Source organism: Sphingomonas taxi (genome assembly GCF_000764535.1).
In the GTDB taxonomy this organism is placed as follows: domain Bacteria; phylum Pseudomonadota; class Alphaproteobacteria; order Sphingomonadales; family Sphingomonadaceae; genus Sphingomonas; species Sphingomonas taxi.
In genome coordinates this window covers 2,572,447-2,587,799 of record NZ_CP009571.1, presented here as the reverse complement: position 1 = coordinate 2,587,799, position 15,353 = coordinate 2,572,447, and the positions used below count along the sequence as shown (strand labels likewise).

The following is a 15,353-nucleotide window of genomic DNA, read 5'->3' as shown; positions in this document are numbered from 1 at the left end:
CGATTAGACAAGGCGCACCCAGCGCCTATATGAGCGGCGGGGCGGTTCAAACGCATCCCGCCGTTTTTGTTTCCAGGATACACGCATGGCATCCGCAGCCGATCAGATGGCGCAAAGCATCAGCCTCGCGAAGTTCGCGCAGGCGACCGACCTCAAGAAGCGGTTGTGGTTCACGATCGGCGCGCTGATCGTCTTCCGGCTGCTGAGCTACGTGCCGCTGCCGGGCATCGACCCGACCGCTTTGGGCCTGCTCAGCCAGCGCACCACGGGCGGTGTGCTCGACTTCTTCAACACCTTCTCGGGCGGGTCGCTCAGCCGCATGTCGCTGATCGCGCTCGGCGTGATGCCCTATATCACCGCGTCGATCGTCGTGCAGCTGTCGACCTCGCTGTCGCCGCAGCTCGCCGCGATCAAGAAGGAAGGCGAATCGGGCCGCAAGAAGCTCAACCAATACACCCGCTACGGCACCGTCGCGCTGACCGCGATCCAGGGCTATTTCATCGCCGTCGGGCTCGAGGCGCTGAGCGCGAGCAACGGCCTCGCCGCGGTGATCGAGCCGGGCATGACCTTTCGCGTCGCCGCGGTGGTCTCGCTGATCGGCGGCACGATGTTCCTGATGTGGCTCGGCGAGCAGATCACCAGCCGCGGCATCGGCAACGGCGTCAGCCTCATCATCATGGCCGGCATCGTCGCGCATCTGCCGACCACGCTCGTCAACCTGCTCGAAGGCGGCCGGTCGGGATCGATCGACGCGGTGCGGCTGATCGGCATCATCATCGCGGTCGTCGCGCTGATCCTGTTCATCTGCTTCATGGAGCGCGCGCAGCGCCGCATCCTGATCCAATATCCCAAGCGCCAGACGCAGCGCGGCATGCAGGCCGATCGCAGCCATCTGCCGCTCAAGATCAACACCGCGGGCGTGATCCCGCCGATCTTCGCCTCGTCGCTGCTGCTGATGCCGCTGACGATCAGCCAGTTCGCGGGCCAGCGCGTCGCCGGCCAGTCGAAATGGGGTGACTTCATCATCACCCTCAACCAGTATCTGGCGCACGGCCAGCCGGTGTACATGGCGCTCTACGCCGCCGGCATCATCTTCTTCTCGTTCTTCTACACCGCCGTCGTCTTCAATCCCGAAGAGACCGCGGACAACCTCAAGCGCTATGGCGGATTCATCCCCGGCATCCGCCCGGGCAAGAACACCGAGAATTACTTCGATTACGTGCTGACCCGCATCACCGTGATCGGCGCGGCCTATCTGACGATCATCTGCCTGTTGCCCGAATATCTGGTGTCGGCGCTGTCGATCCCCTTCTATCTCGGCGGCACCAGCCTGCTGATCGTCGTCAACGTGACAATGGACACGGTGACGCAGATCCAGAGCCATCTGCTCGCGCATCAATATGGCGATCTCATCAAGAAGGCGAAGCTAAAGGGCGGGCGTCTCCGCTAACGTCGGCAAGTCCACGAGCCAAACAGGGAGAGCTCGCGTGAACATCATCCTTCTCGGACCGCCAGGAGCGGGCAAGGGCACCCAGGCGCAGCGGCTGATGGCCACGCGCGGGATGCAGCAATTGTCGACCGGCGACATGCTGCGCGCCGCGGTCAAGGCGGGCACGCCGGTCGGCCAGCAGGCGAAGGCGGTGATGGAGGCGGGCGAGCTCGTCTCGGACGCGATCGTCTCGGCGCTGATCGGCGAGCGGCTCGACCAGGGCGTCGGGGGCGGGGCGATCTTCGACGGCTATCCGCGCACCGCCGCGCAGGCCGTCGCGCTCGACGAATTGCTCGAGGCGCGCGGCCTGACGCTCGACCATGTCATCGAGCTGGAGGTCGACGAGGCCGCGCTGATCGAGCGCGTCGAGGGCCGCTATACCTGTGCCAATTGCGGCGAGGGCTATCACGACCGCTTCAAGCGCCCGAAGGTCGAGGGCGTCTGCGACGTCTGCGGCTCGACCGCGTTCAAGCGCCGCCCCGACGACAATGCCGAGACGGTGCAGACGCGCATGGCCGAATATCGCGCCAAGACCGCGCCGATCCTGCCGATCTATCAGGCGCGCGGACTGGTCGAGCGCGTCAACGGCATGGCCGACATCGATCATGTCTCGCAGGCGATCGCGGCGATCCTCGACGGGTAAGGGGGGCGATGGCCTCGCCTTTCCCTTCTGCCCCTCTCTGTCATCCCCGCGAAGGCGGGGATCCATAACCTCCGACGTCCGCGATTCATCGTGAGGTCCGCGCGTATGGATCCCCGCCTACGCGGGGATGACGGATGAGGCGCGGCGTCGACATTTCCTGATTTCGACATAACCCGTTACAACCATGACGTTTTTGTCATCTGACGGTCACCGCATCGCTACCACCGCGCCGCTACACCGTAACCCACGGTCGCAGCGTCGATCGGCAGGTTTGTCGAGATCGGTACCCGTCACTCCCGGGGGTGCCGTAGGGGCCGGCGGAAGGGATGCTTTCCGCCGGCCTTTCCTGTAGTGAGGAAGCGTGAGCAAGACACCGTGAGCCGCAAGATCCTGATCGTCGAGGATGACAGCTCGACCGCCGCCTATCTCGCCAAGGGCCTGTCCGAGGGCGGTTATTCCGTCGAATCGGCGCGCGATGGCCGCGACGGCCTGTTCCTCGCCAGCGAGGGCATCTTCGATCTCATCATCGCCGACCGCATGCTGCCCGGCCTCGACGGCCTCTCGATGGTCAGCGCGATCCGCGCGGCGGGGATCGCGACGCCGGTGCTCGTCCTCTCCGCACTCGCCGCGGTCGACGATCGCGTCGACGGGCTCAAGGCCGGCGCCGACGATTATCTCTGCAAGCCCTTCTCCTTCGCCGAACTGTCCGCGCGGATCGAGGCGTTGGTCCGCCGCAGCGACCGCGTCGCCACCGAGCCGACCAAGACCAAGCTTGCGGTCGGCGATCTCGAGATCGACCTGCTCGCCCGCCACGTCACCCGCGCCGGCCGCAACATCCCGCTCGGCGCGCGCGAATTCAACCTGCTCGAATTCCTCGCCCGCCATGCCGGACAGGTGGTGACGCGGACGATGATGCTCGAGAAGATCTGGAATTATCACTTCGATCCGGGCTCGAACGTCGTCGACGTCCATATCGGCCGTCTGCGTCGCAAGCTCGAGGACGGCTTCGCCTCGCCGATCCTCCACACGGTGCGGGGCGCCGGCTACCGGCTTGCCGCCGATCCCGTCTGATCCGGATTCGCATTCGATGGGCGGTCGGTTAGGACGGGCCATGCGCCTGTCCGTCACCGCCCGCATCGCCCTGTTGTCGATCGCGCTCGCGCTGATCTCCAACCTCGTGCTCGTCGGCTTCGTCTGGAAGCAGACCGACGCCGCGGTGGTCGGCACCGTCCGGCGCGAAACGATCGAACAGTCGGATGCGATGCGTGCGATCTACCGCGCCGACGGGCTGGCCGCGGTGATCGAGGCGATCGAACACGCCCGCGTCGCCGGCGACACCGCCCTGCTGCTCGCGGTGCTCGACCGCAACGGCAATCGCGTCGCCGGCTACGCCCCCGCGCATGTCGGCATTCCGCTCGTCCCCAGCCAGTTCCGCATCGCCGATTTCGACACCAGCGAGGCGACCAACGACATCGGCTATACGCTGCGCCCGATCGGCGACCACTGGCTGCTGACCGGCCGCCGCCTCGATCTGGTCGAGGCGGAGCGCAACGCGATCGAGGGCGCGCTCGCGGTCGCGGTGCTGCTGTCGCTGATCCTCGGCATCGGGGCCGGGCTGGTGCTCGCGCGCTACGTCGGTCTGCGCCTCAACCGGATCGCCGCGGTGATCGGGGCGGCGGGGGAGGGCGACCTGTCCCGCCGGGTCCCCGTCGCACCGGCGCGGCGCGACGCGTTCGACCGGCTCGGCCATCAGCTCAACCTGATGCTCGGCAAGCTCGAACGGCTGATGGTCGAATTGCGGGTCGTCACCGACAGTATGGCGCACGACCTGCGCTCGCCGCTCACCCGGCTGCGCACCAAGACCGAGCAGGCGGTGCTGATCGCCGACCCCGCGGCGCGCGAGGCGGCGCTCGGCGGGCTGCTGGTCGAGACCGACCTCGTCATGCGCATGCTGACGATGGTGATCGAGATCAGTCGCTCCGAATCGGTGTCGCGCGACCGGTTCATCCTCGTCGAACCCGCCGAACTGGTCGAGGAGATCGCCGAACTCTACGAGCCGGTGGCGGAGGAGGCGGGGCTCGACTTCACCGTCGCGATCGACGCCTCCGCGCCGGCGATGCCGCTGCACCGCGAATTGCTCAGCCAGGCGATCACCAATCTCATCGACAATGCGCTCAAACATGCCGCGAGCGGGGGCGTGCTGACGCTGCGCCTCGTCTGCCACGCGCAGGAGATCGCGATCCAGGTCGAGGATCGCGGCACCGGCATCGCCGAAGCCGACCGCGCGCAGGCGCTCAAGCGTTTCGGCCGGCTCGACGCGGCGCGGACGACGCCGGGCGCGGGCCTCGGCATGGCGCTGATCGAGGCGGTCGCGCGGCTCCACAACGGCCGGTTCGAACTGGCGGACAACGTGCCGGGTCTCATCGCGCGCATCGTGCTGCCGGTCCATTGATGCGGCATCCGCGGGTCTCGCACGGCCCGGACTGACGGCCGGGCTGAGCGAGCCTCTGTCGCGCTGTCCTACACGTGCCCCGCCTGCTATTCCCGCCGCCGGCTCTTTCGCATCGTCGATCCATCACCTCCAAAACGGAAACGATGGGAGCGGATCGTTTCCATTAAGGTGTCCATCTTGTCCATGTCGTCCAACACCGGTGCGATCAGACCCCCGTCCGGAACGGCGTGAAGTCGGTCGCCCGGTCAAAGACGTCGACGCCCTCGGCGCGCTTCAGCGCCGCCACGACGACATAGGTGACGGGCGTCAGGATCACCTCCCACGCCACCTTGAGCGTCCATTGCGTCAGCATCACCTTGACCACCAGCGCCGGCGTGAACCCCGCCGCGCCGAGGAAGGCGAGCGGATAGAAGATCAGGCTGTCCACGCCTTCGCCGAGCACCGTCGAACCGATCGTCCGCATCCACAGATGCCTGCCCGCGGTACGCACCTTCATCCGCGCCATGACGTAGGAATTGACGAACTCACCCGCCCAGAAGGCGCAGACGCTCGCCAGCACGATTCGCGGCACCTGGCCGAAGATCGTCGCATAGGCGGCCTGATTGCCCCAGCTCGGCGCCGGCGGCAGCGCGACCACCACCCAGCTCATGAACGCCATGAACACCACCGCGGCGGTGCCCGCCCAGATCACCCGCCGTGCCCGCGCATAGCCATAGACTTCGGTCAGCACGTCGCCGATCACGTAACTCACCGGAAAGAACAGGATGCCCGCGCCGAACGGCCATGGCCCGATGCCGGGCAGCACGATCTGCGCCACTTTGCCTGCGCCGATCACATTGGACAGCAACAGGATCGCGACGAACGCCGCCATGACAAAGTCGTAATAGCGGAACGCCTGCCCGCGCATCGCCGCGGCATCGATCGCCCGTTCGCCCCGCTCGCCCATGGCGGCGCATTATATGGCGGTTCCCGTCCCGCGCAAACCGCGCTAATCGGTCTGCCGCGCGCGCCCGTAGCTCAGATGGATAGAGCACGAGCCTTCTAAGCTTGTGGCCGCTGGTTCGAATCCAGCCGGGCGCGCCAGATCCTGGTCGCAGGCTGACGTCACCACGGTCCTGCCGTCATCGCGGTCGCGCTTTTATCGCATTGATCCAAATAACATTTTTGGGTTTACCGCTACCGGCAGATGATAAGGCTAGGTCGTTACCGCCGCCTCAATATGACGATCCCCTTACAAACGATTGTGATTTTTGCGCTGATAGCGCTGCCATTTGAAAACATCCCCTAGAATGGCTCCGTATGCTTCCCATATGGAGACCCCCCGTGCTTCTTGCCCGACTAAGCTTGACGATGATTACCCTCGGCAATGTCCTGCCGCAGGCAGCCAGCGCACAGGACATGCCGGCCGAGGCGGAGCAGAAGGCGGGCGATCCGGTGCGGGCGCCGGCGAAGAACACCGACATCATCGTCACCGCGGTCGCACGCGGCCGCGACCGGCTCGACAGCGCGATCTCGACCAGCTCGCTGCGCGAGACCGAAATCCTCAAGATCGCGCCGCGCTCGACCGCCGAGATCTTCCGCAACATCCCCGGCATCCGCTCGGAAAGCTCGGGCGGCGACGGCAATGCCAATATCTCGATCCGCGGCCTGCCGATCGCGACTGGCGGCGCCAAGTTCCTGCAATTGCAGGAAGACGGCCTGCCCATCCTCGAATTCGGCGACATCACCTTCGGCAATGCCGACATCTTCCTGCGCGCCGACCTCAATCTCGCCTCGGTCGAGGCGATCCGCGGCGGCTCCGCCTCGACCTTCTCGTCCAACTCGCCGGGCGGCGTCGTCAACCTGATCTCCAAGACCGGCGAAGTCGCCGGCGGTGCGATCCAGGCGAGCACCGGGCTCGACTATGACGAGCATCGCGTCGACTTCACCTACGGCGGCAAGGTCGCCGAAGGTACACGCTTCCAGGTCGGCGGCTTCTACCATCAGGGCGAGGGACCACGCCACGTCGGCTATGACGGCACCAAGGGCGGCCAGATCAAGGTCAACGTCACAAGGGCGTTCACCGGCGGCTACGTCCGCCTCTACGGCAAGCTGCTCGACGACCGCTCGGCGGCCTATCTCCCCAACCCGGTGCGCGTCACCGGCAGCGACGGCCACCCGCATTACGAGGACATCCCGGGCTTCTCGATTGCGCACGATGCGCTGCTCTCGCGCTATGTCACCAGCAACGTCACGCTCGACGGGCACAACAATCCGGTGGTCGACGACCTGCGCGACGGTCAGCATCCGGTGGTTAAGGCGTTCGGCTTCGAGACGCAGGTCGATCTGTCCGGCTGGATGCTGACCGAGCGCTTCCGATACGCGGACATCTCCGGACGGTTCATCTCGAACTTCCCGGCCGCGGTGGACGGAGCGGCGGCGACCGCGGCCGCGACCGACCTCGGCGGCAAAGGCGCGACGCTGCGCTACGCCACCGGACCGGCCGCCGGTCAGACGATCGCCGATCCGTCCGCGATCAACGGCAATGGCCTGCTCGCGCGCATCGTCGTGTTCGACGTCAAGCTGAACAGCCTCAACAACGTCACCAACGATCTGCGCGTCAGCCGCGTCGACCGCGTCGGCAAAGGCGACCTGACCACTACCGCCGGCTTCTACGCGTCGCGCCAGACGGTCGACACCGACTGGCTGTGGACCTCGACGCTGACGGACGTACGCGGCGACGGCCGCGCGGCCCTGGTCGACGTCTTCGACGGCCGCGGCCGTGCCGTCACGCAGAACGGCTATTACGGCTTCGGCGCGTCATGGTTCGGCGGCTGCTGCCGGCGCAGCTATCGCGTCGATTATGCGGTCAACGCGCCATTCGGCTCGCTCAACTACAAGATCGGCCGCGTCGCGCTCGGTGCCAGCGTCCGCTACGATTACGGCAGCGCGCGCGGGTCGATCTACGGCGCCGAACTCGGCGGCAACCGGATCGGCACGACGATCCTCGATATCGACGGCGACGATCGCCTCTCCGCCCCCGAGCGACGGGTGGCGGTGATCCCGCTGACCAGCCCGGCGCCGGTGGACTACACCTGGCATTACCTCTCCTATTCGGCCGGCATCAACCTCCGCGTGTCCGAGCCCTTCGCGGTCTTCGCCCGCTACAGCCGCGGCGCGCGCGCCAATGCCGACCGTCTGCTGTTCGGGCCGCAGGTGAGCCCCGTCGACGGATCGCTGACCAACCGCGACGCCGCCATCGACTATGTCCGTCAGGCCGAGGCCGGGCTGAAATATCGTCATGACGGCCTCACCGCCAATCTGACCGGCTTCTGGGCGGGCACCGAGGAGCAGAATTTCGAGGCGACGCGCCAGACCTTCATCGACCGCAAATACCGCGCCTACGGTCTCGAATTCGACGGCGGCTATGGCTACGGGCCGTTCGACCTCACGGTCGGCGCGACCTATACCGATGCCAAGGTCACCGAGGATGCGCTCAGCCCGCAGAGCGTCGGCCGCACGCCACGGCGGCAGGCGGCGCTGATCTTCCAGGCGACGCCGCAGGTCACCATCGACCGGTTCAGCGTCGGCGCCAATGTCGTCGGCACGACCAGCAGCTATGCGCAGGACGTCGGCAACCTGCGGCTGCCCGGCTTCACCCAGGTCAACGGCTTCGCGCAATGGCGCTGGACCGACCGGCTGCTGCTCTCGCTGAACGCCAACAATGTGTTCGACGTGCGCGGCTTCACCGAGGCGGAGGACGGATCGATCCCCGCCAACGGCATCGTCCGCGCGCGCTCGATCAACGGCCGCACCACCTCGCTGTCGCTGCGCGTGACCCTCTGAACGCGAACGGCGCGGGCATCGCTGCCCGCGCCGTTACTGGCGCCCGGTCATTCCCATTCGATCGTGCCGGGCGGCTTCGACGTATAGTCGTAGACCACGCGGTTCACGCCCTTGACCTCGTTGACGATGCGCGTCGCGACGCGCGGCAGGAAGTCGCTGGGGAAGTCGAACACCTCGGCGGTCATGCCGTCGGTCGAGGTCACCGCCCGCAGGGCGAGCACATGGTCATAGGTGCGGCCGTCACCCATCACCCCGACCGTCCGCACCGGCAGCAACACCGCAAACGCCTGCCAGATCGCATCGTACAGGCCGGCGTTGCGGATCTCCTCGAGATAGACCGCATCCGCCTTGCGCAGGATGTCGCACCGTTCGCGCGTCACCTCGCCGGGGATGCGGATCGCGAGGCCGGGCCCGGGGAAGGGATGGCGGCCGACGAAGACGTCGGGCAGGCCGAGTTCGCGGCCCAGCGCGCGCACCTCGTCCTTAAACAACTCGCGTAAAGGCTCGACGAGCTTCATGTTCATCCGCTCGGGCAGGCCGCCGACATTGTGGTGGCTCTTGATCGTCACCGAGGGGCCGCCGGTGAAGCTGACGCTTTCGATCACGTCGGGGTAGAGCGTGCCCTGCGCGAGGAATTCGGCCCCGCCGATCGTCTTCGCCTCCGCCTCGAACACGTCGATGAAGGTCTTGCCGATGAACTTGCGCTTCGCCTCAGGGTCGGTGACGCCGGCGAGGCCGTCCATGAACAGGTCCTGCGCCTGCACATGGACGAGCGGGATGTTGTAATGGCCGCGGAACAGGCTGACGACCTGTTCGGCCTCGCCGGCGCGCAGGATGCCGCCGTCGACGAACACGCAGGTGAGCTGGTCGCCGATCGCCTCGTGGATCAGCAGCGCGGCGACCGACGAATCGACCCCGCCCGACAGGCCGCAGATAACCTTGCCGCTGCCGACCTGCGCACGGATCTCGGCGATCTTCGCCTCGCGGAACTCGGCCATCGTCCAGTCGCCGGCAAGGCCGCAGACGTGGCGGGCGAAATTGGCGATCAGCCTGCCGCCATCCGGCGTGTGGACGACCTCGGGGTGGAACTGGACACCATAGAAGCGGCGCGACTCGTCGGCGACGATCGCATAGGGTGCGCCTTCCGAGGTCGCGACGGGGCTGAAGCCGGGCGGGATCGCATCGACCTTGTCGCCGTGGCTCATCCAGACCTGGTGGCGCTCGCCTTCGGCCCAGAGGCCGTCAAACAGCGCGCAATCGGCCTTCACCTCGACATAAGCCTTGCCGAACTCGCCGCCGTCGCCCGAGACGATGACGTTGCCGCCGAGCTGCGCGCTCATCAGCTGCTGTCCGTAGCAGATGCCGAGGATCGGGATGCCCGCCTCGAAGAAACGCTGCGGCGCCCGCGGGCTGTTCTCGGCAGTGACCGAGGCGGGGCCGCCCGACAGGATGATGCCGGCGGGCTTGAGCCGCTCGAACGCCGCCTCGGCGGACTGGAAGGGGGCGACCTCGCTATAGACGCCCGCTTCGCGGACGCGACGGGCGATGAGCTGGGTCACCTGGCTGCCGAAGTCGACGATCAGGATGGTGTCGGTGTGCTGCATGGCGGGCGTGTAGCGATGCGACGCCGATAACGAAAGAGGCCGCGCCATTGCTGACGCGGCCTCCAGAGCTTTTCCGTCATTCCGGGACATGCCCGGGATGAAGGGGCGGGGCTTATGCCGCTTCGTCGAAATCCTCGTCCGACTGGACCGGACCCGAATCCTGGCCCTTGGCTGAGACGTCACGGTCGACGAACTCGATGATCGCCATCGGCGAGGCGTCCGAGGCGCGGATGCCGGCCTTGATGATGCGGGTGTAGCCGCCGTTGCGGTCGGCGTAGCGCGAGGCCAGGACGTCGAACAGCTTCACGAGCTGCGCGTCGTCGAGCAGGCGCGCATGGGCGAGACGACGGTTCGACAAGCCGCCCTTCTTGGCCAGCGTGATCAGCTTCTCGACGTAGGGACGCAGTTCCTTCGCCTTGGCGACGGTGGTGGTGATCTGCTCATGCTTGATGAGCGCGGCCGACATGTTGCGGAACAGCGCAATACGATGGGCCGAGGTACGCTGCAGCTTACGGCCGCCGACGCGATGACGCATGGTAACTTCCTTCGTTCGTTATGGGGCCGTTTTACGGAGATCCCCAGACCAGGCGGTTCGTAACGGGCCACCGCCATTGAGGCCCCGGTAAGTTCATAAAGGTCACGCAAAGAGACGTGTCCTTTGGCGGCCGGGTGGCGGTGCGGCGAAGCCGCACCGGTCACGTCGAACGGGCAGGGTTGCGGCTTTGCCGCTCCCCTGCCCGTCGGCCGAGGTCATCGCCGAGACGGCGGATAGCCTGGGCTATCCGCCTGCGATCACCCCATAATTTCCTGCTCGAGCTTCTTCGCCATCTCTTCGATGTTCTCGGGCGGCCAGCCCGGGATTTCCATGCCGAGGCGCAGGCCCATGGACGAGAGAACTTCCTTGATCTCGTTCAACGACTTACGGCCGAAGTTCGGGGTCCGGAGCATCTCGGCCTCGGTCTTGCCGACCAGGTCACCGATGTAGATGATGTTGTCGTTCTTGAGGCAGTTGGCCGAACGCACCGACAGTTCGAGCTCGTCGACCTTCTTGAGCAGGTAACGATTGATCTGCTGCGTGTCGCCGGCCGCGTCGCCGCCAGCCGCCGGAGCGGCCGCCTGGCCGATCGGCGCGGACGAACGGGTGATCGCCGAATCGTCGAAGTGAACGAACAGCGCCAGCTGGTCCTGCAGGATACGACCGGCATAGGCCACCGCATCCTCGGGCGTCACGGTGCCGTCGGTTTCGATCGTCAGCGTCAGCTTGTCGTAATCGAGGTCCTGACCGACGCGGGTCGGGTCGACCTTGTACGACACCTGGCGCACCGGCGAATAGAGCGCGTCGACCGGGATCAGGCCGATCGGCGCATCGGCCGGACGGTTGGCGGTCGCGGGGACGTAGCCCTTACCGATGTCGGCGGTCAGCTCCATGTTGAGCGTCGCGCCTTCGTCGAGGTGGCACAGCACCAGCTCGGGGTTCATCACCTCGATGTCGCCCGACACGGCGATGTCGCCGGCCTTGACTTCGCCGGGGCCGGTCGCCGAGAGCTGGAGGCGCTTCGGCCCCTCGCCCTGCATGCGGATCGCGATCTGCTTGACGTTCAGAACGATGTCGGTGACGTCCTCGCGGACGCCCGCCAGGCTGGAGAATTCGTGCAGCACGTTCTCGATCTTGATCGAGGTCACGGCCGCGCCCTGCAGCGAGGAGAGCAGCACGCGACGCAGCGCGTTGCCGAGCGTCAGGCCGAAGCCACGCTCCAGCGGCTCGGCCACGAAGGTCGCCTTCCGCTTGCCGTCGCCGCCCTTTTTCTCAAGGCCGTTGGGCTTCTTCAGTTCCTGCCAGTTCTTTGCATTGACAGACACAGGTGTCCCCTAATTTGGGCCGGAACGGGGGCAGCTCCAGCCGGGAGAAAAACGCGCCGACTCGTCAGCCGGCGCGTGGAAGATCAGACGCGGCGACGCTTCGACGGACGCACACCGTTGTGCGGGATCGAGGTGACGTCGCGGATCGAGGTGATCTGGAACCCGACCGCCTGCAGCGCGCGAAGCGCCGACTCGCGGCCCGAACCCGGACCCTTGACTTCGACTTCGAGGGTGCGGACGCCGTGCTCGGCGGCCTTCTTGCCGGCGTCTTCCGCGGCCACCTGAGCGGCATACGGGGTCGACTTGCGGCTGCCCTTGAAGCCCATCGCACCGGCCGACGACCACGAGATGGCATTGCCCTGCGCGTCGGTGATGGTGATCATGGTGTTGTTGAAGCTGGCGTTCACATGGGCGACGCCGGCGGTGATGTTCTTGCGTTCGCGACGGCGAATACGCTGCGGTTCACGTGCCATTGGTTGAGATTCCTGACCCTAATTCGGAAATCGCCGGGCAATCGGCATCGAGCCTGCCTCCGGCGGAGTAATTCGTCCCCCGGACGAATTACTTCTTCTTGCCTGCGATCGGCTTCGCCTTGCCCTTGCGGGTGCGCGCATTGGTGTGCGTGCGCTGGCCGCGGACCGGCAGGCCCTTGCGGTGGCGCAGGCCACGATAGCAGGCGAGATCCATCAGGCGCTTGATGTTCATCGCCGTCTCACGACGCAGATCGCCCTCGACCGTGTGGTCGGCGTCGATCGTCTCGCGGATCTGCAGCACTTCCTGATCGGTCAGGTCCTGCACGCGGCGCTCCGGCGCGATGTTCAGCTTGGCGATGATTTCCTTGGACTTGGTCAGGCCAATGCCGTGGATGTAGGTCAGCGCGATCACCACGCGCTTGTTGGTCGGGATATTGACACCCGCGATACGTGCCATGAAATGTTTCTCCTAGCTCCACGGGGAACGGCATGGCCGCACGCCCCCATCTCGTCGCATCCTCCGACCCAACACCGCCTTCCAAGACCTTGCATCTACGCAAAGCGCGACGAACGCAAACGAGCGTCGCCGGAAGCCGGTATTTCGGAGAGGAGTGCAGGTAGGCGGGCGCAAACGCCGTGTCAAGCGACTGGTTCCCGGCCGCTTCGCCCGATCCTCGCTTACATCAGCGGGAAGGGGGCCTTGGCCGTCAAGGCCATGATCAGCAGCATGATCGACAGACCCGCGGACAGGCCGCACAGCAGATAGCCGACATATTGCAGCATCGGCGGATTGGGCCGCGCGAGCCTGGCGTTGCGGGTCGCGCCCTGCAACACGAAGCTCATCAGCATGCCGTAGGTAAAGACGATCGCCCCAAGCATAATGCTCCTTCTTGCCGTATCCGGCGCAAAGCCCCCGCGGCACCGCCGCCCGTCGAACGCAGCCCCCCGGCTGCGTCTTGCGCCGTCACCCTATCGGCCCGGGGCTGACAAGTGGTTAACCGTCGGCCGGGCTGGAAATGCGACGAGTGCCGCTTGCGGGCTTCGGCGCGTGGCAGGGGCGGGGGCGGTCGCAACGCCCGCCCCGCGTTTATCGAGCCGCTTCCACATCGTCTTCGTCACCCCGGACTGGTTCCGGGGTCAATCGGGCCGCAGGGGCACGGCTGGAGGCACAACCAATGCTCCCCGCCGCGGAGTGGACCCCGGAACCAGTCCGGGGTGACGGGGGTGCGCTTGGAAGGCGATGGGCCTACTCGAACGCTGATATGCGATAGCCGCGGCGTTCACGGGAGTGCCCGGATATTGCGCGGCTTACGCCCCGATCGTCTCCAGCACGCCTTCGAAGAGGCGGCGGCCGTCGGTGCCACCGTGCGCGGTTTCGATCTTGCGCTCGGGGTGGGGCATCATGCCGAGCACGTTGCCGGCGGCGTTGAGCACGCCGGCGATGTCGCGCGCCGAGCCATTGACCGATTCGCCATAACGGAAGGCGACGCGTCCTTCGCCCTCGAGCCGGTCGAGCGTGTCCGAGTCGGCGAAATAATTGCCGTCGTGGTGGGCGACGGGGACGCGGATCGTCTCGTTCGCGTCATAGCGGCTGGTGAAGGCCGATTGCGCATTGGCGACGGTCAGCGCGACGTCGCGGCAGACGAAGTCGAGACCGGCGTTGCGCATCAGCGCGCCGGGCAGCAGCCCCGCCTCGGTCAGCACCTGGAAGCCGTTGCACACGCCGAGCACGGGCAGGCCGCGGCCCGCCTGCTCGACGATCGCGCGCATGATCGGCGAGCGTGCCGCGATCGCGCCCGAGCGCAGGTAATCGCCGTAGGAGAAGCCGCCCGGCACCGCGACGAGGCCGACGCCGTCGGGCAGCTCGCTGTCGCCGTGCCAGACCATCGCCGGCTTGCTGCCGGTCACCCGTTCCAGCGCCACCGCGAGGTCGCGGTCGCAGTTCGAACCCGGAAAGACGACGACCGCGGTTTTCATGTCAGACGCGCTCCACGCGGAAATTCTCGATCACCGTATTGGCGAGCAACTGGCGGCACATGCCGTCGATCGACTCGTCGGTCGTCGAATCGGCGACCTCGAGTTCGAACATCTTGCCGGCGCGGACGTCCTCGACGCCTTCGAAGCCGAGGCTGCCGAGCGCGTGGTGGATGGCGCGGCCCTGGGGATCGAGCACGCCGGGCTTGAGCGTCACGAAGATACGCAGCTTCATCTTACTTACCCCGGCGTTTGCGATGGCTGTCGAGGTCGAGCACGGCGCCGTCCTCGCCCTCGGGCATCAGGCCGAGGCGACGCGCCACCTCCTGATAGGCCTCCGCCTCGCCGCCGAGATCGCGGCGGAAGCGGTCCTTGTCCATCTTCTCGTTGGTGTCCATGTCCCACAGGCGGCAGCCGTCGGGGCTGATCTCATCGGCGAGGATGATCCGGCCGAAGTCATTGTCCCAGATGCGGCCGAATTCGAGCTTGAAGTCGACCAGCCGGATGCCGACGCCGGCGAACAGGCCGCTGAGGAAGTCGTTCACGCGGATCGCGAGGTCGGCGATGTCGTGCATCTCCTCCTGGCTGGCCCAGCCGAAGGCGGCGATATGCTCGTCGGTGATCATCGGATCGCCGAGCGCGTCGTCCTTGTAATAATATTCGATGATCGTGCGCGGGAGCTTGACGCCCTCCTCGATCCCCAGCCGCTTCGACAGCGAGCCGGCGGCGACGTTGCGCACGACGACCTCGATCGGCACGATCTCGACCTGGCGGATGAGCTGTTCGCGCATGTTGAGCCGGCGGATGAAATGCGTCGGCACGCCGATCGCGTCGAGCATCGTGAAGATATGCTCGGAGATCCGGTTGTTGAGCACGCCCTTGCCGTTGATCGTGCCCTTCTTCTGGGCGTTGAACGCGGTGGCGTCGTCCTTGAAATACTGGATCAGCGTGCCGGGCTCGGGGCCCTCGTACAGGATCTTGGCCTTGCCTTCGTAGATCTGGCGGCGCCGAGCCATGCGCGTGTCCCCTGAAA

15 protein-coding genes and 1 tRNA gene are annotated in these 15,353 nt (G+C 66.4%); 6 read left to right on the top strand and 10 right to left on the bottom strand.

The genetic code is table 11. The features are described 5' to 3' along the window. Window positions 1-85 precede the first annotated feature (85 nt). From secY to MC45_RS11740, 4 genes are all read left to right on the top strand, one after another. On the top strand, window positions 86-1,450 hold the full coding sequence (secY, locus tag MC45_RS11755) for a preprotein translocase subunit SecY (protein WP_038663362.1): 1,365 nt from the start codon (window positions 86-88) through the stop codon (window positions 1,448-1,450). Window positions 1,451-1,487: 37 nt separating this feature from the next. Continuing rightward, window positions 1,488-2,132 (top strand): adenylate kinase, encoded by a 645-nt coding sequence (locus tag MC45_RS11750; protein ID WP_038663359.1) that lies wholly within the window; start codon window positions 1,488-1,490, stop codon window positions 2,130-2,132. Between the two features lie 375 nt (window positions 2,133-2,507). Further along, window positions 2,508-3,203 carry a winged helix-turn-helix domain-containing protein gene (locus MC45_RS11745; RefSeq protein ID WP_038663357.1) on the top strand — a complete coding sequence of 232 codons (696 nt, stop codon included), beginning with the start codon at window positions 2,508-2,510 and terminating at the stop codon, window positions 3,201-3,203. A 40-nt stretch (window positions 3,204-3,243) separates the two neighbouring features. Beyond that, window positions 3,244-4,584, top strand: coding sequence for a sensor histidine kinase (locus tag MC45_RS11740; RefSeq protein WP_038663356.1), 1,341 nt, complete (start codon window positions 3,244-3,246; stop codon window positions 4,582-4,584). Window positions 4,585-4,789: 205 nt separating this feature from the next. Here MC45_RS11740 and MC45_RS11735 read toward each other — a convergent pair whose 3' ends face one another. Beyond that, a complete protein-coding gene (locus MC45_RS11735; protein WP_038663354.1) occupies window positions 4,790-5,530 on the bottom strand; it encodes a queuosine precursor transporter in 741 nt (246 codons plus the stop codon). 60 nt (window positions 5,531-5,590) lie between these two features. Between MC45_RS11735 and MC45_RS11730 the strand changes: the two genes are divergently transcribed. Both MC45_RS11730 and MC45_RS11725 read left to right on the top strand, forming a co-directional pair. Continuing rightward, window positions 5,591-5,667, top strand: a tRNA-Arg gene (locus MC45_RS11730). Window positions 5,668-5,934: 267 nt separating this feature from the next. After that, entirely contained in the window at window positions 5,935-8,409 is a 2,475-nt protein-coding gene (locus MC45_RS11725; protein ID WP_156143913.1) for a TonB-dependent receptor, read from the top strand. Window positions 8,410-8,456: 47 nt separating this feature from the next. Here the strand turns inward: MC45_RS11725 and guaA are convergent, their stop codons facing one another. From guaA to purC, 9 genes are all read right to left on the bottom strand, one after another. Beyond that, window positions 8,457-10,013 carry a glutamine-hydrolyzing GMP synthase gene (gene guaA, locus MC45_RS11720; RefSeq protein ID WP_038663350.1) on the bottom strand — a complete coding sequence of 519 codons (1,557 nt, stop codon included), beginning with the start codon at window positions 10,011-10,013 and terminating at the stop codon, window positions 8,457-8,459. 112 nt (window positions 10,014-10,125) lie between these two features. Further along, window positions 10,126-10,548, bottom strand: a complete 423-nt coding sequence (rplQ, locus tag MC45_RS11715; RefSeq protein WP_038663347.1) for a 50S ribosomal protein L17 — start codon at window positions 10,546-10,548, stop codon at window positions 10,126-10,128. 257 nt (window positions 10,549-10,805) lie between these two features. Continuing rightward, the gene (locus MC45_RS11710) at window positions 10,806-11,873 is read right to left on the bottom strand and encodes a DNA-directed RNA polymerase subunit alpha (protein WP_038663345.1); all 1,068 of its coding nucleotides are present in this window, start codon (window positions 11,871-11,873) and stop codon (window positions 10,806-10,808) included. Between the two features lie 83 nt (window positions 11,874-11,956). Further along, on the bottom strand, window positions 11,957-12,346 hold the full coding sequence (gene rpsK, locus MC45_RS11705; RefSeq protein ID WP_037534130.1) for a 30S ribosomal protein S11: 390 nt from the start codon (window positions 12,344-12,346) through the stop codon (window positions 11,957-11,959). 88 nt (window positions 12,347-12,434) lie between these two features. Then, window positions 12,435-12,803 (bottom strand): 30S ribosomal protein S13, encoded by a 369-nt coding sequence (gene rpsM, locus MC45_RS11700; protein WP_038663341.1) that lies wholly within the window; start codon window positions 12,801-12,803, stop codon window positions 12,435-12,437. Between the two features lie 221 nt (window positions 12,804-13,024). Next, entirely contained in the window at window positions 13,025-13,225 is a 201-nt protein-coding gene (locus tag MC45_RS11695) for a hypothetical protein (protein WP_038663336.1), read from the bottom strand. Between the two features lie 429 nt (window positions 13,226-13,654). Beyond that, window positions 13,655-14,323 carry a phosphoribosylformylglycinamidine synthase subunit PurQ gene (gene purQ / locus MC45_RS11690; RefSeq protein ID WP_038663335.1) on the bottom strand — a complete coding sequence of 223 codons (669 nt, stop codon included), beginning with the start codon at window positions 14,321-14,323 and terminating at the stop codon, window positions 13,655-13,657. Window position 14,324: 1 nt separating this feature from the next. Continuing rightward, on the bottom strand, window positions 14,325-14,555 hold the full coding sequence (gene purS / locus MC45_RS11685; RefSeq protein WP_038663334.1) for a phosphoribosylformylglycinamidine synthase subunit PurS: 231 nt from the start codon (window positions 14,553-14,555) through the stop codon (window positions 14,325-14,327). A 1-nt stretch (window position 14,556) separates the two neighbouring features. Further along, window positions 14,557-15,336, bottom strand: a complete 780-nt coding sequence (purC, locus tag MC45_RS11680; protein ID WP_038663332.1) for a phosphoribosylaminoimidazolesuccinocarboxamide synthase — start codon at window positions 15,334-15,336, stop codon at window positions 14,557-14,559. Window positions 15,337-15,353 lie beyond the last annotated feature (17 nt).